We start from the raw sequence: 19,376 nt of genomic DNA, 5'->3' as shown, positions 1-19,376 counted from the left end.
CTAGCAGCTGGGCGCCGGTCGTCGCGGCTATCCACCATTCTTCTCGGGCCGACCTCGTCCGCGCGGCGCACCCGACCTGCATGTTCCCCGGCTGCTCGCAGCCGTCCTACCGCTGCGACCTCGACCACAACGTCCGGCGCGTCGACGGCGGCCCTACTAGCGCCACCAACCTCGTGCCGCTCTGTCGACGCCATCACCGCGCCAAAGACGAAGCCGGCTGGGACCTCGTCCACGACCCGGTTACCGGATCGTGCACCTGGACCAGCCCTGCCGGCCACAGCTACACGGTGGACGCGCCCGTCCACGACACCGGCTTCTACCCGGGCCGTGAACCGACCGATTGGTCCACTCCGTTGATCCCGCGACCTGCACCCGCCGGGACGCGCGCCCCCGCAGCCTCCGCAGCCGACCCGGACGAGCCTCCGCCCTTCTGACCGATACGGCACCGCTCCCGGTGCCGGGCCTCCACTCCACGAGGCCCGGCACAGCCGCGTGTCCCGAGGCAGGATGGGTGGGTGGGCAACCTCCTGGCGGTCAGTGACCTGCACGTCGGCTACAAGGAGAATCGGGACGTCGTCCGGTCGCTGCGTCCGCGCGCCGAGGACGACTGGCTGATCGTCGCGGGAGACGTCGCCGAGCGGCTCGACCACGTCGCCTGGACGCTGAAGGTCCTGACGCTCTCGTTCGCGAAGGTGATTTGGGTACCGGGCAACCACGAACTCTGGTCGTCCCCGAAAGATCCGGGCGCACCCCGCGGCGAGACGAAGTATCGGACGCTGGTCGAGGCGTGCCGCGCGCTCGGAGTGACCACGCCGGAGGATCCCTACCCGGTATTCGACGGCGGCGCGGAGCCAGTGACGATCGCGCCACTGTTCACGCTCTACGACTACTCGTTCCGCGCTGAGGGACTCACCGCCGAGCAGGCGCTGGCGCAGGCCTACGACGCCGGGGTCGTGGCCACTGACGAGGCTCTGCTGCACCCCGATCCGTACCCCACGAGGGCCGACTGGTGCCGGGCCCGGGTGGAGCACACCCAGGCCCGGCTCGACGCCGAGCTGCCGTCGGACCAGCAGACCGTGCTCATCTCGCACTGGCCGCTGCACCCGACGCCGACCAAGCGCCTGCGCTACCCCGAGTTTGCCCAGTGGTGCGGGACGACGCTCACAGCGGACTGGCACCTGCGATACCGGGCCGCCGTGGCGGTCTACGGGCACCTGCACATCCCGCTGCGAGACGTCGTCGACGGGGTGCCGTTCGAGGAGGTGTCGCTGGGTTACCCCCGCGAGTGGCAGCCGCGTTCCCGTCCCCACGGCCTCCCCCGCCTGATCCTCCCCGCGGCTTAGGAGTCGTCGTCCTCCAAGGACTCGAGGACGACCTGCCGGAGCCAGTGCACGTACCGATCTCCCACCGTGGCCACGAGACCGGCGGCCAGCCAGATCATCGCGGGAACGACTTCGTCCCCGAGCGTGTCGAGCAGGTCTCCCACGGTCAGCTCACCGGATTTGCCGTAGAGCTCCTGCTGCGCAACAGGGTCTTTCACGCTGCACACCGGGATCGCCACCACGGCAGCCAGCCGGGCGTACTCGCGGCCGAGAGCGCCGTCGACCCATGCGGTGGCGTCGCGCAGATCGACCTCGTCGATACCGGCTCGTCGGGCGGCGAACAGCAGAACTAGGGCGCACCTCAGGACAGCCGTGTAGGCGGCCGCACCCGCTTCGTCGTCCGCCTCCTCGGAGACGCGTTCGGGGAGTTCGAGGATGGAGCGCGCCGCCGTGGCCCCGGCGGTTCCGGCGACCAAGGCGGAGATGATCTCGTACAGCTGCTCGGTGGCCTCCGCGCAGTACTCCGCACAGGGGTCGCAGGGTGCCTGGTCCAAGTGCCGGGAGAGCGCAGCCTCGTAATCCTCGACCTCCTGAACCGAGTAGAGGCGCTCGTTCTCCTCGGTGACGAAGTATCCGACCTCCACCGCCGCGCGCACGAGAGCGATGAGGTACTCGTCCCCAGACCTCTCGGCGGCCGCGGTCAGTGCCTCGTTGGGATCGCCCGTTCGCTCGACGACAAGAGCGGCGTGGCGTTCCGCCCGGCGCTCCCGTTCGGCCAGTCTGCGTGCGCGCTTCGGCATGTTCATCGGGGCGGCACCTCGCTCTCGGCAACCGGAGTGATTCGGTGCCGCCCATCGTCCAGCTAAGCGGACGTGGCCCACGGGTTGTCCACAGGCCGATCGAGAATCCCGTGCGGGTCAGACGCGGGCCAGCGTTTCGGCGATGAGCTTGCCGTAGCGGGCCAGGTGGCGATCGGCCGTGAAGAGGTCCAACGCCCGTTCGCGGCCCGCCGCGCCGATCTTCTCGGCGTAGTCGCTGTCGGTGAGCAAGCGCCGCAGCGCGTCGGCGAACCCTGGTAGGTCGGTCGCCTCCACGAGCAGCCCGGACTCGGCGTCCACGATCTGCTCCAGCAACCCGCCGACCGTGCTGCCCACCACCGGCGTTCCCTTGAGCATCGCCTCGACGACCGTGAGCCCGAACCCCTCCGAGATGCTCTTCTGGGTGACCACCGCCGCGTGGCGCTGCAGCGCGTTGATCACCAGCGCGTTCTCCTCCAGGTCGGTCATCGGGATGCACGCCAGGTGGATCCGTTCCCGCGCCGAGCCGGGCAGCGCGCGCCACGCGCTCATCGCCTCCAGCATCTGCTCGGCGCCCTCCGGGTCGTCGGCGTATCCGCTGATCGCCGGCCCGACGAGCGCCAGGTGTGCGTCGGTGTCGAGGAGGTGGTCGGCGAAGGCCCGCGCGACACCGGGCATGTCCTTCATCCGGTCCCATCGGGAGATCTGGACGACGAGCGGAGCGTCCGCCGGTGCGGGCGGTCCGGCTCGCAGGATGTCGGCTCGCCGGGTGACCCAGCCGGTCGAGCCGTCCTTCCGGGGGTAGGCCAGCGGACCGGGTTGCTCGCCGGCGATCAGCCCGTAGTGCACCAGCACGTCCCGGACGAACGCCGGCTCGAGCGGCCGGTTCTTCGGCGCCATCGGGTCGATCGACGACCGCACCGTCCGCAGCCGGCTCCGATCCATCCACTCCGGTGCGTACCCCACCCGGGTCAGCAGGTAGGTGTCGGCAGGCTCGGCGTACCGCCGGATGAACTCCCACCCTTCCACGTCGTGCGGGGTGCTGACGTCGACGCCGATGTGGCAGCGCCAGAGCACCGGGACGCCGAGCTGTTTGGCGAGCGGCACCAGCCCGGCGGGCTGCGGGTCGTGCACCACGACGATGTCGTCCGGGCCGACGATCTCCGCGAGCCGGTCCGCCACGCCCTGGTGGACGGCGAAGTAGTCGGCGTGCTCGGCCTCGCCCAGCGGACCGTCGTCCCCGGGTAAGCCGTAGATGTGGTTGTGGATCCGCTTGGTGATCTCGAAGAACCGGTCGTCGCCCTCGATGACGTGCCACTGGGCGTCGATGCCGAGCCCCCGGGCGTAGGAGACCAGGCTCTCCAGCATCTCGGCGACGCCGCCGCCGGCCGGGGTCGAGTTGATGTTGATGATCTTCCGGCCGTCGAAGCGCGCGGCGGTCTCCCGTCCGGCCGCGACGAACGCCGCGAACCGCTCCGCGCCGATCACCTGCTCCAGCAGCTGCGGGTCGCGAGCCGGGGGCGTGACGTCGTACAGGCGGTGCGCGCTCATGAGGCTCGGTCCTTCCGAGAGGCAGTGTCCACGTCGGGCGACGCTTCGGAGTGCGGTGGTGAGGTGCGGGGCGGGTGGTATCGCCACGGCCGGACGTCGATCGCGCTCATCCCGGCGCGTGCGGCCGCGAGGAGTCCTTCGTCGCTGTCCTCGTAGACCAGGCAGCGCTCCGGCGGCACCCCGACCCGCTCCGCCGCGAGCCGGAAGATGTCCGGCTCCGGCTTGCCCGCGCGGACGTCCTCCCTGGTCACCACCGTGTCGAACAGTCCGTCGAGGCCGAGCGTGCGCATCGTCGCCCGGATCACCGGCCCGGAGCCGCCGGAGGCGACCGCCAGCGGTATCCGTCCGGCGTGGGCCCGGGCGATGTCGACGACGACCGACAGTTCCCGTACCGCCCCCGGCGTCTGCAGGAACAGGGCGTCCCGCTCCGCGCTGACGGCGACGGCGTCCAGGGACCCGGCGGAGAGCACGTCGATCATCTCGTCGGACGACATGCCGGTCCTGGCGCGGTACCAGTCTTCGTCCAGCGTGATGCCGTAGCCGGCGAGCGTTCCGGCCAGCGCCCGGTAGTTCGCGGACGTGCTGTCCACCAGCGTGCCGTCCCAGTCGAAGACCAAGCAGTCGGCGTCCTCGGGCCGTGAGATCAACGGCACCTTCCACCTCGCCCTCTTCGGCCGGCGCCGAATCGACAGTACGAATCCCGGTGACGAACGGACAAGGGAAGTATCCGCCATCCGCCAATGGCAAGGTGATGAAAGACTTGCTCGAAAATTGTCGTGCGGTGATAACAGGCCCAGCCTGATTGTAATTATTCACAAGCGGCTTGACGGCTCCGGAAAGAAAAGTTATGGCCAGGAATTTGCCTCGATTCAGAAATTCGGATATTGACCACTCGCTGTCATCTGCATACGGTCTACTCGCCAGTAGGTGCCGGACGAGAAAGGCCATGAGGTGACGAGTCCGTCGGCGAAATGGGAAGTCCGGGCCGAGCTCGGAGTGCATTACGAGATCGTGGAAAGTGTCGATCTGTTGTCGGTGGACAATGTGGCTCTGCTCGGTTCGGTGGATCGATCGGACCCGAGCGACACCCAGCTGGTGCTGGTCGACACCACGATCGACCGGCTGTACGGCGACCGGCTCCGGGCGTACCTGGAGTACCACCGGGTGCCGTACCACCTGGTCTCGCTCCCGAGCGCGGAGGAGCAGAAGACGATCGACCTGGTGCTCTCGGTGGCCAGCGCGATGAACGAAGCCAAGGCGTTCCGGGTGCGCAACCCCCCGATCGCGATCGGGGGCGGCGTCATGCTCGACATCGTCGGCCTCGCGGCCAGCCTGTACCGGCGCGGCATTCCCTACATCCGGGTGCCGACGACGTTGCTCGGCCTGGTCGACGTGAGCGTCGCGGCGAAGACCGGGGTGAATTTCGAGGGATTTCGTAACCGGCTCGGTTCGTACTCGCCACCGCTCCGGACGTTGATCGACCGGAGTTTTCTCGCCACCCTCCCGACGCGTCAGCTCCGCAACGGAATGGGCGAGATCTTCAAGATGGCGCTGATCAAGGACGCGAGGTTGTTCGGGCTGCTGGAGCGGTACGGCGCCGAGCTGATCGAGGGCAAATTCCAGGATGCCGCGCCGCCCGGTGGGACGGCTGCCAGCGGTGGACCGCCCCTCTGGACGGGCGCAAATCCGGCGGACGAGGTGATCGGCCGGGCGATCCAGGGAATGGTCGAGGAACTGCAGCCAAATTTATGGGAAAAACAACTCGAACGCAGTGTCGACTACGGGCACTCGTTCTCGCCGCTGCTGGAGATGCGGGCGCTGCCCGACCTCTACCACGGTGAAGCGGTCACGCTCGACTGCGTGTTCTCCGCGTTCCTCGCCGCGCACCGCGGCCTGCTGCGGAGCGACGAAGTCCACCGGGTCGTGGCGTGCGCCCGGTCGCTCGGCCTCCCGGTCTGGCATCCGCTGTTCTGCGACGCGGACGCGCTCGGCGAGGCGCTCGCCGACACCGTCCGGCACCGCAACGGCGACCAGAACCTGCCGGTGATGGCCGGCATCGGCTCCGCGCGGTTCCTCAACGACGTCACGCCGGCCGAGCTCGATGCCGCCGCCGCCGCGATGGCGGAGCTCGCCCCGGTCGGTGCGCGATGAGCGCCCCGGTACCGGGCCTGGATGGGCGAGTCGTACTCGTCACCGGCGGCAGCACCGGCATCGGCCAGGGGGCCGCCGAGGTGTTCGCCGCAGCGGGGATGCGCGTGGTGATCGCCGCCAGGGACGCCGAGCGGGGTGAGGCCGCGGCCGCCGCGATCCGCGACGCCGGGGGAGAAGCCCGGTTCCACCGCGCCGACATCACCGACGGAAACGACGTCCGCGCGCTCGTCGAGGCGACGGTGGCCGGCTACGGCAGCCTGGACTTCGCGTTCAACAACGCGGGCGCTGCGCACGGCGGTGGCGTCGCCGACCTCACCGAAGAGGCGTTCGACGCCACGTTCGCGGTCAACTCGCGCGGACTCTGGCTGTGCCTGAAGTACGAGATCGCGCAGATGCGCAAGCAGGGCCACGGCGGGATCGTCAACAACACGTCGGTGCACGGCTTCCGTGCGGTGTTCGGAGGCGTCGCCGCGTACATCGCGTCCAAGCACGCCGCGGTGGCGCTCACCCGGGTGGCCGCGATGGAGGAGGCGGCGCACGGCATCCGCGTCAACGGTGTGGCGCCCGGCCCGATCGAGACCGCGATGCTCGCCGAGTCCGAGCGCACGGTCGGCGGGGCCACGGCCTGGAAAGCGCTGATCCCGGCCGGGCGGGTGGGCCGGGTCGACGAGGTCGCCGGCGTCGCGCTCTGGCTGTTCTCGTCCGCCGCGAGCTACGTCAACGGCCAGGTCGTCGCGGTCGACGGAGGCTTCCTTGCGAGTTGATCGAGCTGAAGCCGAGTACGACTACGTGGTGGTCGGCGCGGGGCTCGCCGGGTGCGTCGTCGCTGCCCGGCTCGCCGAGGACGCGCGAGTTCTCGTCCTGGAGGCGGGGCCGTGGGTCGAGGACGACCGGATCACCCGGCCGAGCGGCTGGCCCTGGCTGCTCGACTCCGACTACGACTGGCGCTACCGCACCGAACCGCAGCGCCACCTCGGTGGCCGGGTCCTGTCCTGGCCGCGCGGTCGGCTGGTCGGGGGCTCCGGCGCGATCAACGCGCTGGTGTGGATCCGTGGTGCGGCGTCCGACTTCGAGGCGTGGGCCCGCTACGGCGGGCCCTCCTGGGGTGCGGACGCCATGGGCGAGCGGTTTCGCGCGCTGGCGGCGTCGGGACGGGTGAGCGTCGAGCCACAGCACCGGCCGCACCCGTACGCGCTGGCGTTCGTCGAGGCGGCGACCGCCGCCGGGTTCCCGGCCAACCCGGACTTCAACGTGGGGAGCCAGGAGGGCATCGGCCTGTACCGGATCACCCGCCGCGGACCGAGCCGCCACCACACGGTCGAGGGGTACCTCCGTCCGGCGCTGGCCGGCGGCAACCTCACGGTGGTGCCCGACTCGCCGGTGGAGCGGATCGTCGTCGAGAGCGGCTGGGCCGTCGGAGTGGTCAGCGGTGGCCGCACGTACCGCGCAGCCCGCGAGATCGTGCTCACCGCCGGTACGGTCGCCAGCCCGCAGCTGCTCCTGCTCTCCGGGATCGGGCCGGCCGCGCAGCTCCGTTCGTGCGGGGTGACACCGTTGTACGACCTGCCGGGCGTCGGCGCGAACCTGCACGACCACGTGCAGGTCTCGGTCTCCTACCGGACGCGGGAGACGGTGCCGCTGGCGCGCGAGTCCAACCTGGGCGAGGCCGGCGGCTTTGTCGCGAGCCGCCCGGGACTGCCCGCGCCGGACATCCAGCTCTCGTTCGCCCCGATGGAGAACCTCAACCACGCCGACGCGCTCGGCGGTGGTTTCACGATCGGTCCGGCGGTGACCCGACCGCGCAGCCGGGGCACGCTCACGCTGCGCTCTCCGGCCCCCGGCGACCCGCCCCGCCTGGACCCGAACTACCTCGCCGACCCGGACGACGTCGAGACGCTGATCGAGGGTGTTCGGATCGCGCGCGCGATCGCGGGTACCAAGCCGCTCGCCGACCTCCGCGTGGACGGCGCCGCGGACCGTTCGCCGGAGCCCAGCCGCCGGGAACTCGAGGCCTTCGTGCGGGCAGGCGCGGAGACCCAGTTCCACCCGGTCGGTACCTGCCGCTTCGGCACCGACGACGACGCGGTGGTCGACCCCGAACTGCGGGTGCGCGGCGTGGAGGGCCTCCGGGTGGCCGACGCCTCGGTGATACCGGAGATGATCACCGGCAACATCCAGGCCGCGACGATCGTCGTCGCCGAGCGCGCGGCGGAGCTTCTGATCGGAGGACGCTCGTGAGGTGGGGAGTGCTGGGCGCCACCGGGTACATCAGCTCGCTACTGATGCCGGCCATTCAGGCGTCCGCCGGAAGCAGTTTGGTGGCGGTCGCCAGCCGGGACCGGCGCGGAGCAGAGGCCGTGGCCGACCGCTTCGGCTGTCGGGCGCAGCCCGACTACGCGGCGCTGGTGGCCGACCCCGACGTGGACGCGGTCTACGTACCGCTCCCCAACACCGAGCATCTGGAGTGGACGCTCCGCGCGCTGGCCGCGGGCAAGCACGTGCTGGTGGAGAAGCCGCTGGTGCTGCGCGGCGCCGACTTCGCGCGCATCGCGGACGCGGCCCGGGCAGCGGACCGGCTGGTGATGGAGGCGTTCATGTACCGCTTCCACCCGCAGCAGGCGCGGGCCGCCGCGCTGCTGGCCGAGGGCGCCGTCGGCCCGCTCCGCCTGGTACGGGCGTCGTTCGCGTACCCGATCGCCAGCGGGAGCGGGAACATCCGCCTGGACCCCGCGCTGGGCGGGGGAGCGACGTGGGACGTCGGTGTGTACGCCGTCGACGTGGCCTGTGCGGCCTTCGACCGCGCGCCGCTCACGGTCAGCGGGCAGTCGACCGTCCGGCCGGGGGAGTCGGTGGAGACCAGTCTGGCCGGGGTGCTGGACTTCGGTGACGGCCGGCGGGCGGTGCTCGACTACAGCATCGACTACGGGCCCTGCGCGGAATACCAGCTCCAAGGCGAGTCCGGCACGATCGTCGTGCCGAACGCCTGGGCGAAGGACGGAGAGCCGGGCGGGGTGATCGTGCGCACCGAGAAGGAGACCTGGAGCGAGGAGCTACCGGTCGTCGACCACTACCAGCTGCAGGTCGAGGCGTTCGTCGAGGCGGCGCGGGCCGGTGCGGCCAGCCCGCTGCCGCTCGCCGCGAGCGAGCGCACCGGCCGGGTGGCCGCGGCATTGCAGGCGGCGGCCGCGGACGCCACGCCGGTGACGGTGGCCGCTTTCAGCTGGTAGCGGTTCACGGTTCGACGACACGGACCACCCGGACGATCGGACCGACTTCGAGCGTCGCCACGTTGCCCCACTCCACCACCAGGTCGCCGTCGGCGGTCGAGTACTGCAGGCGCCCGCCGCGATGCAGATCTTGGTGGAACCGGCGCAGCGCGTCCTGGGGCGAACGCGCCACGATCCGAACCACCCGAGCCGTGCCGTCGATGGCCACCCGTACCCAGAATTCCCGAGCGGTCGCCGGGGGGATCCCGGTGCTCGCCGAGGCCACGTCCGCTGCTCGTTCTGACGGGTGTTCGCGCTGCATAGCGGCACAGTATCGAACGGAAGTTCGAAGCGTCGTGCGGGTGGTACCGGCGAGTTCGCCGAGACCGCAGGGGTGATTGAGTTGTTCGGGACGAAGGCCGCAGGTCGATTCACTCACGTTCCTTCGGCGTCTGGTCATACCGATTCCCAGCAACTCGTGATTTTCTGCAGATCACTCTTCAGAATTGAATAGGCACCCTCAGCGACGAGGGTTGCGTCCTACTGGTCCGTGGCGACGGGATCGGAGACAAGGGCATGGGGCGTTACGTCAAGGAGCGCGGCGAGGGCGCGCAGACGTATTACTGGTACCCCGGTCAGAAGGTTGACTGGGTACACGCCGGTATCGCCGTAGGCAGCGGGTTGATCGCGGCGGCGGCGATCCGGGTGGCCACCGGCAGCACGATGTGGGCGGCGGCGGTCGGGTTCTCGGTGTCGGCCGGGCTGGCCGGTACCTACCTCGGCCGGCGGGACGCGCGGGCGCTCGCCATCACGAACGTGAACCGATTGTCCGGCATCGTGCTGCTGGTCATGGCGTTCGTGCGGGCACTGGCCAAGGGCTCCGGTGCCGCCCTGGCCGCGATCGTGATCGCGCGGACGGCGACGCCGGGCTTCTGGACGGAGTGGGCCTTGCCGCTGGTACCCGCGGTGATCGGTGCGGTGGCCCACCATCTCGGCATGTTCTACGAGAACCTGGAGAAGGTGTCCCAGGTCCAGGTCAAGGCGTCCGAGTCGGAGATGGCCAAGTCCGCGGCCGAGCGGCGCGCGGCCAGGGAGGCCGCCGCGGCGAAGGCGCCCACCGAGCAGATCCCGGCCGTGCCGGAGCGCCAGGACGTCGCACCGCCCGCCGTCACGGCGTCGCCGTCCGCGGCCGCGCCGCAGGGGGTGGCCGCGTCGCTGCCCGGCGAGGTGGACGAACGGCCGGAGCCGACCGCTTTCCGTTCCGAGGGCGTCCCGACGAGCGGGCGGCGTGCGGTGTTCTCGCGTCGTCGGCCGGGTCTGAGTGAGGTGTACTGAGCCGGGGAATCCATCGGCGGGTTGACGTTTCCGAGGGCCCGCTGACGTCGTCCCCGCGGTTCGGCACACTCGGGGCATGCAGAGGTGGGGTTCCGGCGACGGTTGGCTGACGAGGGCCCGCCGTAACGGCGCCTACGAACGCTTCGTCGACCGCACCGACGACGTCATGCTGGTGCTCGCCCTGGTGTTCGTCGTGGTGCTGGTCTGGCCGTTGCTCAACCCCGACCTCCCGCCCGGCCTGCGGGAGGTCCTGCACTGGGCCGACGTCACGATCTGGGCGGTGTTCGCGGCCGAGTACAGCGTGCGGCTGCTGCTCGCCCCGAACCGGTGGCGATTCGTCCGGGAGCACATCCCGGACCTCGTCGTGGTGGCGGTGCCGCCGCTGCGCGGCCTGCGGTTCCTCGCCGTGCTGGCACGGCTGCTCGGTCTGGTCAGCATGGTGGGGCGGCTGTCCAGGCAGAGCCTGCAGGTGCGCACCGGGACCTATACCGGGATCCTCGCGATCGGCGTGCTGTTCACAGGTGCGGTGACGGTCTACGACGCCGAGCGGACGCATCCGGACGCCAACATCCGGACGTTCTCGGACGCCCTCTGGTGGGCGATGACGACGATGACGACCGTCGGGTACGGCGACCGATTCCCGGTGACCACCCAGGGCCGGCTGATGGCGGGCGTCCTGATGCTCGCTGGGATCGCGATCCTGGGCATCGTCACCGCGAGTATCGCGGCCTGGTTCATCGGACAGTTCTCCGCCGTCTCCGAGGCGGTGGAGAACGCGGTCGAGTCCGTCGAGTCGGTGGAGGACGCCGTCGAGTCGGTGGAGGACGCCACCGAGGAGACCGCGGAGGAGGTCGAGCGGGTCGTCGATCAGCAGGCGGAGCTGCTCGCCGCAGTGAGAGATCTCTCTCACCGGCTCTCGCGTTTGGAGAGTCGAGTTGACGATGCGGTGCGGCATCTTGACGCCCCGCGACACGCCGAAAAGGGCGGAACCGGTACAGAACCGGCTCTGATGCGCGACGATCAGGGCATCTGACCGGGTAGAACAGCTTGGCACGGCACCCGCCCCGAGGGCATCATGAGTGTCGACCACCTGAGTGGATGAGGGCGTTGGGGAAGGCGTACCTCGTTCCTTCGGGAGGTCTCCGGTGCCAGCACGTGGCGTTCTGTACGTCCACTCCTGCCCGCCTGCGGTGTGCCCGCATGTGGAGTGGGCTGTCGCACGGGTCCTTGGCGTGCCCGTGAACTTGAAGTGGACGGCGCAACCAGCCGATCCCACGACCCTGCGTACCGAGTCCCAGTGGACCGGTAGTCCAGGGACCGCGGGCGAGATCGCCACTGCTCTGCGCGCCTGGCCGATGACCAGGTTCGAGATCACCGAGGAGCCCAGCCCGGGCGTCGACGGCGAGCGGATCATGCACGTCCCGGGCCGGGGCGTCCACCGCAGCACGATGAGCGCCAACGGCGACATCATGGTGTCCGAGGACCGGCTCCGGAGCCTGCTGGCGACCGCGGCAGGTCCGGACGCGCTGGCGCACGGCCTGGAGAAGCTGCTCGCGGCCGAGTGGGACCTGGAGCTGGAGCCGTACCGCCATGCGGGCGACGGCGCCCCGGTCACGTGGCTCCACCGGACGGGCTGAGGCGGACAGGATGAGTACGGTGGGGAACCGTGCCCCGCACCGCACCGATCCTGCCGACCCGGTCCGACCGGCCGGGCCGAGGAGGGCCACGCCGGTCACTGCTGTTGGCGATCGTCGGCGTCGTCGTCCTCGGTCTCGTCGTCAGCGGCGTCTGGACGGCCTGCACCGGCCCGGACGACCGCGACGACGCGGCCACTGACCGGACGGCCGCGCCGTCTCCGTCGCCGTCCTTAGTCGTGCCGACCGGAGACCCCGCCACCCAGGCGCGCGCCATCGCTGGTCGGTTGGCCGACGTGGATTTGGTCGGGCAGATGCTGATGCCGTTCGTCTACGGCGACGATCCGGACGACGTCACCGACGCCACCCGGAAGTTGAACCTGGCCCGGACCGGTGCGGGGACGCCGTCCGAGATCGTCGCGAAGTACCGGCTCGGCGGCGTCATCCTGGTGCGCCGGGCCAGCGACGACCCCACGGCCGCCACCAACCCGGCATCCAACGTGGGGACACCCGAGCAGGTGCGCCGGTTCACCGACGGGCTACGGAAGAGCGCCGGGAAGCTGCCCGCGGGTGTTCCGCTGATGATCGGCGTCGACCAGGAGCACGGCACCGTGACCCGGATCCGGGACGGCGTCACCCGACTGCCGACCGCGATGGCGTTCGGTGCCGCCGACGACCCGGCGCTCACCGAGCAGGCCGCTCACGTGTCCGGTACCGAGCTCGCGACCCTCGGCATCGACGTCGACTTCGCACCGGACGCCGACGTGATCGGCGGCCCGGGCAACGTCGTGATCGGGTCGCGTTCGTACGGTGCCGATCCCACCGCCGTCGGCAAGCAGGTGACCGCGACCGTCCGGGGGTACCAAAAAGCAGGAGTGGCCACCGCACTCAAGCACTTCCCTGGCCACGGGCACACCGACGTCGACAGCCACGAGGCCCTTCCGGTGCTCGGGCAGGACCGGCGGACGCTGGAGCGCGAGGACCTGGCACCCTTCCGCGCCGGGATCGACGCGGGTAGCGAGATCGTGATGTCCGGTCACCTGGACGCGCAGGCGATCGACCCGGGGACGCCCGCCTCGCTGAGCCGCAAGGTCCTCATCGACCTGCTGCGCGGGGAGATGGGCTTCACCGGCATGGTCGTCACCGACGGCCTGGACATGAAGGCGCTGACCGACAAGTACTCGGCGGGTGAGGTGGCGGTGCGGGCGGTGCTGGCCGGGAACGACCTGCTGCTGTTGCCGCCGGACGTCGCGGCGGCGCAGCGGGCGCTACTGGCGGCGCTGAAGTCCGGACGCCTGCCGCGCGAGCGGGCGGTCGAGGCGGTCACCCGGATCCTCACCGTCAAGCTGACGCAGCGACCCACCCCGTCCGGCCTCGAGACGTTGCGGTCCCCCCAGCACCAGGCCGTCGTGGACGAGGTGGCCGCGAAGGCCGTGACGGTGTTGCGCGGGAAGTGCGACGGCGCGCTCGTTCGCGGGCCGGTGACGATCACCGGTGGCTCGGCGGAGGCGCGGGACTTCCTGACCGCCGCGCTCGGCAGGCAGGGTGTGCGGGTCGGCGCGGGCGGTGACTCGATCCACCTGACCGGGTACCTGGACGGGGCCGCGGATCTGCGGCCGGCGACGGTCACGGTCGCGACCGACACGCCGTACCTGCTGGCGTCCGCGAAGTCGCCGACGCTGGTGGCGACCTACGGCAACGTCGAGGCGTCGATGAAGGCGCTCGCGGCGGTGCTCACCGGGAAGGCGAAGGCGGGAGGCCGCTCACCCGTGCCAGTGAGCGGCCTGCCCCGTTCCGCCTGCTGATTCGCACCTGTTTCTGAATGGGCCGACGACTAGAGCGGGATGTTGCCGTGGGCTCCGCGCACCTCGGGGACGGACGCCAGCGCCTGGGCGAGCCGGCGCCGCGTGTGCGCGGGGTCGATCATCTCGTCGACCACTCCGAGCTCCAGCGCACGCTGCACACCGCCGGCCTCCTCCTCCTGCTTCGCGACGAGCGCGGCCCGGAGCGCCTCCCGTTCTTCGGCGGGCGCCGCGGCCAGCTTCTTCCGGTGGAGGACGTTGACGGCGGCGACCGCTCCCATGACCGCCGTTTCGGCGGTCGGCCATGCATACACGGCGGTCGCCCCCAGAGCCCGGGCGTTCATCGCGATGTACGCGCCGCCGTACGCCTTGCGCGTCACGAGCGTCACCCGGGGCACCACCGACTCGGCGAACGCGTGCAGCAGCTTCGCTCCGCGCCGCACGACGCCGTCCCACTCCTGCGCCACGCCAGGCAGGTAGCCCGGGACGTCCACCAGGACGACGAGCGGAACCCCGAACGCGTCACACATCCGGACGAACCGGGCTGCCTTCTCTGCGGCGGCCGAATCCAGGCAGCCGCCCATCCGCAGCGGGTTGTTCGCGAGCACGCCGATCGTGCGCCCGGCCAGCCGGCCGAGCGTGGTCACCATGTTCGGCGCCCACTTGGCGTGCAGGTCGACGCCCGGCTCGTCCAGGATGGCGGCGACCACCGGCCGCACGTCGTACGCGCGGTTCGCTTTCTCCGGCAGCAGCTCGGCCGGGTTCGGTCCGTCGACCGCGTCGTCCACCGAGAGCCGGCCCTGGCGGCCGAGCAGGACAGCGAGGTCCCGGGCCCGTCCCAGCGCCGCCTCTTCGGACTCGGTGACCACGTGCACGACGCCCGACCGGCGGCCGTGCGGCTCGGGGCCACCCAGCCGCGCCATGTCGACGTTCTCGCCGGTGACGCTGCGCACGACCTCGGGTCCGGTGACGAACACCCGCCCGGCCGGACCCATGATCACGATGTCGGTGAGCGCCGGTCCGTAGGCCGCGCCACCGGCGGCCGGGCCGAGCACGACCGAGATCTGCGGCACCTTGCCCGAGGCCCGCACCATCGCGGCGAACACCGTCCCGACCGCGTGCAGCGCGGAGACACCCTCAGCCAGCCGGGCGCCGCCGGAGTGCCAGACGCCGATCACCGGGGCGCGCTCGACGACCGCGGTGTCGATGGCCTCGACGACGTGCTGGCAGCCCAGCGTCCCCATTGCGCCGCCCATCGTGGTGGCGTCGGTGCAGTAGGCGATCGTGTCGACGCCGTCCACCTGGCCGCGCGCGGTCACCACGCCGGAGCCGTCCGGCCCGGCGATCAGCCGGAGCGTGTTCGGGTCGAAGAGGTTGCGTAGACGCAACTCCGGGTCACGGAAGTCGACCGCGTCCTCGAGGACGGTGGACGGATTACTGGCGAGCACGGTCACGATGGAGCTCCTTCAGGACGAGGCGCTCCCGGCGTCGGCTCGGGCGCGGCAGTGCGCGCACGACGACGGAAGACAGGACAAAAAGGACAGCGCCCCGCGCCAGAGCGTCCGCCACACGAAGTTGCTGTTCGAGCGCCGCCAGGCGCGCGCAGTTGTCTGAAACCTGGAGCCCGCCCAGGACGAGGCTGGCGTCCGCGCGCAAGGCCGCCTCGACCTTCTGGCGGTCTCAAGTCCTTGCGCGCGGCCGTCAGGCTCGCCCCCTGGGCGGGCCGCCCACTACAAAGAGCGGAAGGCTAGGGCTACGTTGTGTCCGCCGAAGCCGAACGAGTCGTTGATGGCTGCGGTGATCGACATCTTGCGCGCCGTGTTCGCCGCGATGTCGAGGCAGACCTCGTCGTCCGGGTCCTCGAGGTTGATCGTGGGCGGTACGACGCCGTCCCGGATCGCGAGGATGGTCGCGATCGCCTCCACCGCACCGGCCGCGCCGAGCAGGTGCCCGGTCATCGACTTGGTGGCGGTCACAACGGGGTGATCCCCGATGGCTGCCTTGAGGGCTTTCAGCTCACCCATGTCGCCAGCCGGAGTCGACGTCGAGTGGCCGTTCACGTGCTGGATATCGGCGCCGGTCAGATCGCCGTCCTCGAGTGCCTCGCGCACGGCACGCGCCTGTCCGGTGCCCGAGGGGTCCGGCTGGACGATGTCGTAACCGTCCGCGGTGATGCCGGCGCCGGCGAGCACCGCGTACCCGGAGCGTCCGCGCGCGCGGGCGAACTCGGCACGCTCCAGCACGACCATGCCGCCGCCCTCACCCAGGACGAAGCCGTCCCGGGCCTTGTCGAACGGACGCGACGCGCGCTCCGGCTCGTCGTTACGGGTGGACATCGCTCGCATGGCGGAGAAACCGGCCATCGGCAGCGGATGGATGCAGGCTTCCGCACCGCCGGCCACGACGACGTCCGCCTTGCCGGAGCGGATCAGCTCCAGACCCATGGCGATCGCCTCCGCGCCGGTCGCGCAGGCGCTGACCGGTGCTCGGACGGCGGCCTTCGCACCGAGTTCGAGGCCGACGTGCGCGGCCGGCCCGTTCGGCATCAGCATCGGGACGGTGAGCGGGGAGACCCGACGGGGGCCCTTCTCCCGCAGCACGTCCCACTGGCCGAGCAGGGTGAGCGCGCCACCGATGCCGGAGCCGACCACAACGGCGAGCCGCTCGGGATCGACCTCGGGGGCGCCGGCGTCCTGCCACGCCTCACGGGCGGCGACGACGGCGACCTGCTGGACCCGGTCCATCCGGCGGGCCTTGACGCGTTCGATGACCTCGGTGGGTTCGACCGCCAACCGGGCGGCGATCCGCACCGGCATCTCGGCGGCCCATTCTTCGGTGAGGGTCTTCACCCCGGACCGGCCTTCGAGCATGGCCTGCCAGGTGGTGGCGGTGTCGCCACCGAGCGGGGTGGTGGCACCCAGCCCGGTGACGAGCACCTCGACCTTGGACGAAGCGCCGGAACCGCCCGGCGCCGTTGCGGCGGAGACCTCAGCGGAGGGGCGCTCGGTCATATCGCTCAGGCCTGCGCCTGGGAGATGTAGGCCACCGCGTCACCCACGGTCTTCAGGCCCTGGACGTCGTCGTCCGGGATCTTGACGCCGAACTTCTCCTCCGCGGCCACGACCACCTCGACCATGGACAGCGAGTCCACATCCAGGTCGTCGGTGAACGACTTGTCGTCCGCCACGTCCTCCTTGGAGACGTCCGCGATCTCCTCGAGGATCTCGGCCAGCCCGGCGCGGATCTCGTCGTTGCTGCTCACAGTGAGTGTCTTCCCTTCGTTGTGGGTGCGGGGTCCGAACGGCTCAAGGGCTCTGTAACTGAAGAGCTAAGGCACAGTTACCACTTGGCCGGCGTAAGTGAGGCCGCCGCCGAAGCCGAAGAGCAGGGCCGGGCCGCCGGACGGCAGCTCACCCCGTTCGACCAGCTTGGACAGGGCCAGGGGGATCGAGGCCGACGACGTGTTGCCGGACTCGATGATGTCCCGGGCGATCACCGCGTTGGTGGCGCCCAGACGTTTGGCGATGTGGTCGATGATCCGCACGTTCGCCTGGTGCGGGACGAACGCGACCAGCTCGGTCGGGTCCACGCCGGCGCGCTCGCACGCCTGCCGGGCGAACGGCGCCAGCGCGGTGGTGGCCCAGCGGAACACCGCCTGGCCCTCCTGCCGGATGTAGCCGCCGTCGTCGATGTGGAGCACGTCGCCGCGCGGACCGTCACTGCCCCAGTACACCGGGCCGATGCCGTTCTGCTCGGACCCGGTGACGACCGCGGCACCGGCGCCGTCGGCGAACAGGATGCACGTGGTGCGGTCGGTGAAGTCCATGACATCGGTGAGCTTCTCCGCGCCGATGACCAGCGCGGTCTTCGACGCACCGGAGGTGATCGCGTGCTGTGCGGTCGCCAGCCCGTAGCTGAAGCCGGAGCAGGCGGTGTTGACGTCGAACGCACCCGGGGCGTTGATCCCGAGCCGGGCGGCGACCTGGCTGGCGACGTTCGGCAGCATGGTCGGCGGGGACAGCGTCGCGACCACGACGAGGTCGACGTCGGCCGCCTCGATGCCCGCGTTCGCCAGCGCCTTGCCGGCTGCGGCGACCGACATGTCGAGAGTGGTCTCGCCCTCGGCGGCGAACCGACGGGCCTTGATCCCGACCCGCTCCTGGATCCACGCGTCGTTGGTCTCGACACCCCACTCGCTGGCGAGGTCGTCGTTGGTGACGACCCGGGCCGGCTGGTAGTGGCCGAGACCGACGATGCGGGCGCCGGGTCCAGAGGTGAAGCTCATTCTGCGGCCTCCGAGCGAGCGGCGGGGTTGAGGCGAGCGAGCGGCTGACCGGTGGCGACCGGGTCGTCGGCCTCGGCGGCCCACTCGGCGAGCACGCCGCCCGAGCGGGTGGTCACGCTGACCGGGCCCTGCCGGGTCTCGATCTCGCCGACCGCGGCGCCGGGCGCGACGACGTCACCGGCGCGGAGCGCGGCGGGCCGGAACCGACCAGCGGCTGGTGCGACCGCCACCTGGAACGTCGGGGCGGGTTCGGAGCCGTCCACCGCTGCGTGCTCGGCGATCAGCGCCGCCGCGGCAGGCAGGTCGTCCGGCGTGTTGACGGTGACGACCTGGACGCCCTTCATCGCGCGCTTGGCGAGCCCGGCGAGCGTGCCGGCGGGCGCCAGCTCGATGGCGGCGGTGACGCCGAGGTCGAGCAGCGTGGCCTGGCAGCGGTCCCAGCGGACCGGCGCGGTGACCTGACGGACGATGCGGGCGAGCGCCTCGGCGCCGGTGAGCACGGCCGTGCCGTCGGCGTTCGAGAGCAGCAGGCGGGCCGGATCGCCGGTGGCTACCCCGCCGGCGACGGACGCCAGCGCCTCTTGCGCCGGACCCATGTACGGGGTGTGGAACGCACCGGCGACCTGCAGTGCGATCACGCGGGCGCGGGCCGGCGGGTCGTCGGCCAGCTTGGCCAGCGCGGGCAGCGGACCGGCCGCGACGATCTGGCCGGCGCCGTTGCGGTTCGCCGGGCTGAGCCCGAGCGCGTCCAGGCGCTCCAGGACGTCGGCCTCGACGCCGCCGAGCACGGCGCTCATGCCGGTCGGTTCGAGCGCGCACGCGGCGGCCATCTCCCGGCCCCGGACGGCGGCCAGCGCGACCGCGGCTTCGGGGGTGAGGACACCGGCGAGCGGCGCGGCGGTCAGCTCACCGATGCTGTGGCCGGCGACGACGGTCGCCTCGGTAGTCGGAAGGAAGGAACCGACCATCAGGCCGGCAGCCACGAGGAGGGGTTGGGTCTTGGCGGTGTCCCGGATCTCGTCGGCGTCGGCCTCGGTTCCCAGATGCACGAGGTCCAGACCGGCGACCGTCGAGTACCAGCGGAGCAGAGCGGTGGCCCGGTCGGCGCCGTCCCAACCGGTGAGCCACGGGGTGAGGAATCCTGGCTTCTGCGAGCCCTGTCCGGGGGCGAGTAGGGCGAGCACGTAATGAGCCTTCCAACTGAACGGCCGCTTTCGCGGTATGGCGAGCCACTAACTCCTACGCAGGTTTTTGGAGGTTTCCTCCAAAGGATGGCAGGTGCCGGTGACGCGG

Annotated in this window: 19 protein-coding genes; 10 read left to right on the top strand and 9 right to left on the bottom strand. The window is 71.1% G+C overall.

Annotated features, from left to right (window positions below; translation table 11 throughout):
- The first annotated feature begins 80 nt into the window (after positions 1–80).
- Together ABEB28_RS43145 and ABEB28_RS15180 are read left to right on the top strand one after the other, a co-directional pair.
- A complete protein-coding gene (locus tag ABEB28_RS43145; RefSeq protein WP_376980849.1) occupies positions 81–434 on the top strand; it encodes an HNH endonuclease signature motif containing protein in 354 nt (117 codons plus the stop codon).
- Between the two features lie 81 nt (positions 435–515).
- Positions 516–1,343 carry a metallophosphoesterase family protein gene (locus ABEB28_RS15180; RefSeq protein WP_345728730.1) on the top strand — a complete coding sequence of 276 codons (828 nt, stop codon included), beginning with the start codon at positions 516–518 and terminating at the stop codon, positions 1,341–1,343.
- Here the strand turns inward: ABEB28_RS15180 and ABEB28_RS15175 are convergent.
- The 3 genes from ABEB28_RS15175 to ABEB28_RS15165 all read right to left on the bottom strand — a co-directional run bounded on the left by ABEB28_RS15175 (position 1,340) and on the right by ABEB28_RS15165 (position 4,323).
- On the bottom strand, positions 1,340–2,128 hold the full coding sequence (locus ABEB28_RS15175) for a hypothetical protein (protein WP_345728729.1): 789 nt from the start codon (positions 2,126–2,128) through the stop codon (positions 1,340–1,342). The two genes, ABEB28_RS15180 and ABEB28_RS15175, sit on opposite strands and share 4 nt — an antisense overlap.
- 111 nt (positions 2,129–2,239) lie before the next feature.
- Positions 2,240–3,670, bottom strand: coding sequence for a glycosyltransferase (locus ABEB28_RS15170; protein ID WP_345728728.1), 1,431 nt, complete (start codon positions 3,668–3,670; stop codon positions 2,240–2,242).
- Positions 3,667–4,323, bottom strand: coding sequence for an HAD family hydrolase (locus tag ABEB28_RS15165; protein WP_345728727.1), 657 nt, complete (start codon positions 4,321–4,323; stop codon positions 3,667–3,669). The genes ABEB28_RS15170 and ABEB28_RS15165 overlap by 4 nt, the downstream gene beginning before the upstream one ends.
- Positions 4,324–4,732: 409 nt before the next feature.
- On the opposite strand from ABEB28_RS15165, the gene ABEB28_RS15160 reads away from it, so the two are divergent.
- Genes ABEB28_RS15160 through ABEB28_RS15145 form a run of 4 tightly spaced genes read left to right on the top strand, consistent with a single transcriptional unit; the run spans position 4,733 to position 9,048 of the window.
- The gene (locus ABEB28_RS15160) at positions 4,733–5,821 is read left to right on the top strand and encodes a sedoheptulose 7-phosphate cyclase (protein ID WP_345728726.1); all 1,089 of its coding nucleotides are present in this window, start codon (positions 4,733–4,735) and stop codon (positions 5,819–5,821) included.
- Entirely contained in the window at positions 5,818–6,585 is a 768-nt protein-coding gene (locus ABEB28_RS15155) for an SDR family NAD(P)-dependent oxidoreductase (protein ID WP_345728725.1), read from the top strand. The genes ABEB28_RS15160 and ABEB28_RS15155 overlap by 4 nt, the downstream gene beginning before the upstream one ends.
- Positions 6,575–8,059, top strand: a complete 1,485-nt coding sequence (locus ABEB28_RS15150) for a GMC family oxidoreductase (protein WP_345728724.1) — start codon at positions 6,575–6,577, stop codon at positions 8,057–8,059. The genes ABEB28_RS15155 and ABEB28_RS15150 overlap by 11 nt, the downstream gene beginning before the upstream one ends.
- Complete coding sequence (locus ABEB28_RS15145; RefSeq protein WP_345728723.1) at positions 8,056–9,048, top strand: Gfo/Idh/MocA family protein; 993 nt, start codon at positions 8,056–8,058, stop codon at positions 9,046–9,048. Before ABEB28_RS15150 ends, ABEB28_RS15145 begins: the two co-directional genes overlap by 4 nt.
- A gap of 4 nt (positions 9,049–9,052) precedes the next feature.
- Here ABEB28_RS15145 and ABEB28_RS15140 read toward each other — a convergent pair whose 3' ends face one another.
- On the bottom strand, positions 9,053–9,349 hold the full coding sequence (locus ABEB28_RS15140; RefSeq protein ID WP_345728722.1) for a hypothetical protein: 297 nt from the start codon (positions 9,347–9,349) through the stop codon (positions 9,053–9,055).
- Between the two features lie 254 nt (positions 9,350–9,603).
- Here ABEB28_RS15140 and ABEB28_RS15135 point away from each other — a divergent pair, with 254 nt between their 5' ends.
- The 4 genes from ABEB28_RS15135 to ABEB28_RS15120 all read left to right on the top strand — a co-directional run bounded on the left by ABEB28_RS15135 (position 9,604) and on the right by ABEB28_RS15120 (position 13,801).
- Entirely contained in the window at positions 9,604–10,362 is a 759-nt protein-coding gene (locus tag ABEB28_RS15135; RefSeq protein ID WP_345728721.1) for a hypothetical protein, read from the top strand.
- A gap of 76 nt (positions 10,363–10,438) precedes the next feature.
- On the top strand, positions 10,439–11,395 hold the full coding sequence (locus ABEB28_RS15130) for a potassium channel family protein (protein WP_345728720.1): 957 nt from the start codon (positions 10,439–10,441) through the stop codon (positions 11,393–11,395).
- A gap of 112 nt (positions 11,396–11,507) precedes the next feature.
- Positions 11,508–11,999: a DUF3145 domain-containing protein gene (locus tag ABEB28_RS15125; protein WP_345728719.1), complete on the top strand. Its 492-nt coding sequence runs from the start codon at positions 11,508–11,510 to the stop codon at positions 11,997–11,999.
- A 98-nt stretch (positions 12,000–12,097) separates the two neighbouring features.
- Positions 12,098–13,801: a glycoside hydrolase family 3 protein gene (locus tag ABEB28_RS15120; RefSeq protein WP_345728818.1), complete on the top strand. Its 1,704-nt coding sequence runs from the start codon at positions 12,098–12,100 to the stop codon at positions 13,799–13,801.
- 29 nt (positions 13,802–13,830) lie between these two features.
- On the opposite strand, the gene ABEB28_RS15115 is transcribed toward ABEB28_RS15120, so the two are convergent.
- The 5 genes from ABEB28_RS15115 to ABEB28_RS15095 form a co-directional block, all read right to left on the bottom strand.
- A complete protein-coding gene (locus ABEB28_RS15115; RefSeq protein WP_345728817.1) occupies positions 13,831–15,246 on the bottom strand; it encodes an acyl-CoA carboxylase subunit beta in 1,416 nt (471 codons plus the stop codon).
- Between the two features lie 282 nt (positions 15,247–15,528).
- The gene (gene fabF, locus ABEB28_RS15110; RefSeq protein ID WP_345728718.1) at positions 15,529–16,809 is read right to left on the bottom strand and encodes a beta-ketoacyl-ACP synthase II; all 1,281 of its coding nucleotides are present in this window, start codon (positions 16,807–16,809) and stop codon (positions 15,529–15,531) included.
- Between the two features lie 5 nt (positions 16,810–16,814).
- Positions 16,815–17,060 carry an acyl carrier protein gene (locus tag ABEB28_RS15105; protein ID WP_073260485.1) on the bottom strand — a complete coding sequence of 82 codons (246 nt, stop codon included), beginning with the start codon at positions 17,058–17,060 and terminating at the stop codon, positions 16,815–16,817.
- Between the two features lie 66 nt (positions 17,061–17,126).
- Entirely contained in the window at positions 17,127–18,083 is a 957-nt protein-coding gene (locus tag ABEB28_RS15100) for a beta-ketoacyl-ACP synthase III (RefSeq protein WP_345728717.1), read from the bottom strand.
- A complete protein-coding gene (locus ABEB28_RS15095) occupies positions 18,080–19,267 on the bottom strand; it encodes an acyltransferase domain-containing protein (protein ID WP_345728716.1) in 1,188 nt (395 codons plus the stop codon). The genes ABEB28_RS15100 and ABEB28_RS15095 overlap by 4 nt, the downstream gene beginning before the upstream one ends.
- Positions 19,268–19,376 lie beyond the last annotated feature (109 nt).

It is taken from the genome of Cryptosporangium minutisporangium (genome assembly GCF_039536245.1).
Classification (GTDB): domain Bacteria; phylum Actinomycetota; class Actinomycetes; order Mycobacteriales; family Cryptosporangiaceae; genus Cryptosporangium; species Cryptosporangium minutisporangium.
This window is presented reverse-complemented; position numbering and strand designations above follow the sequence as displayed.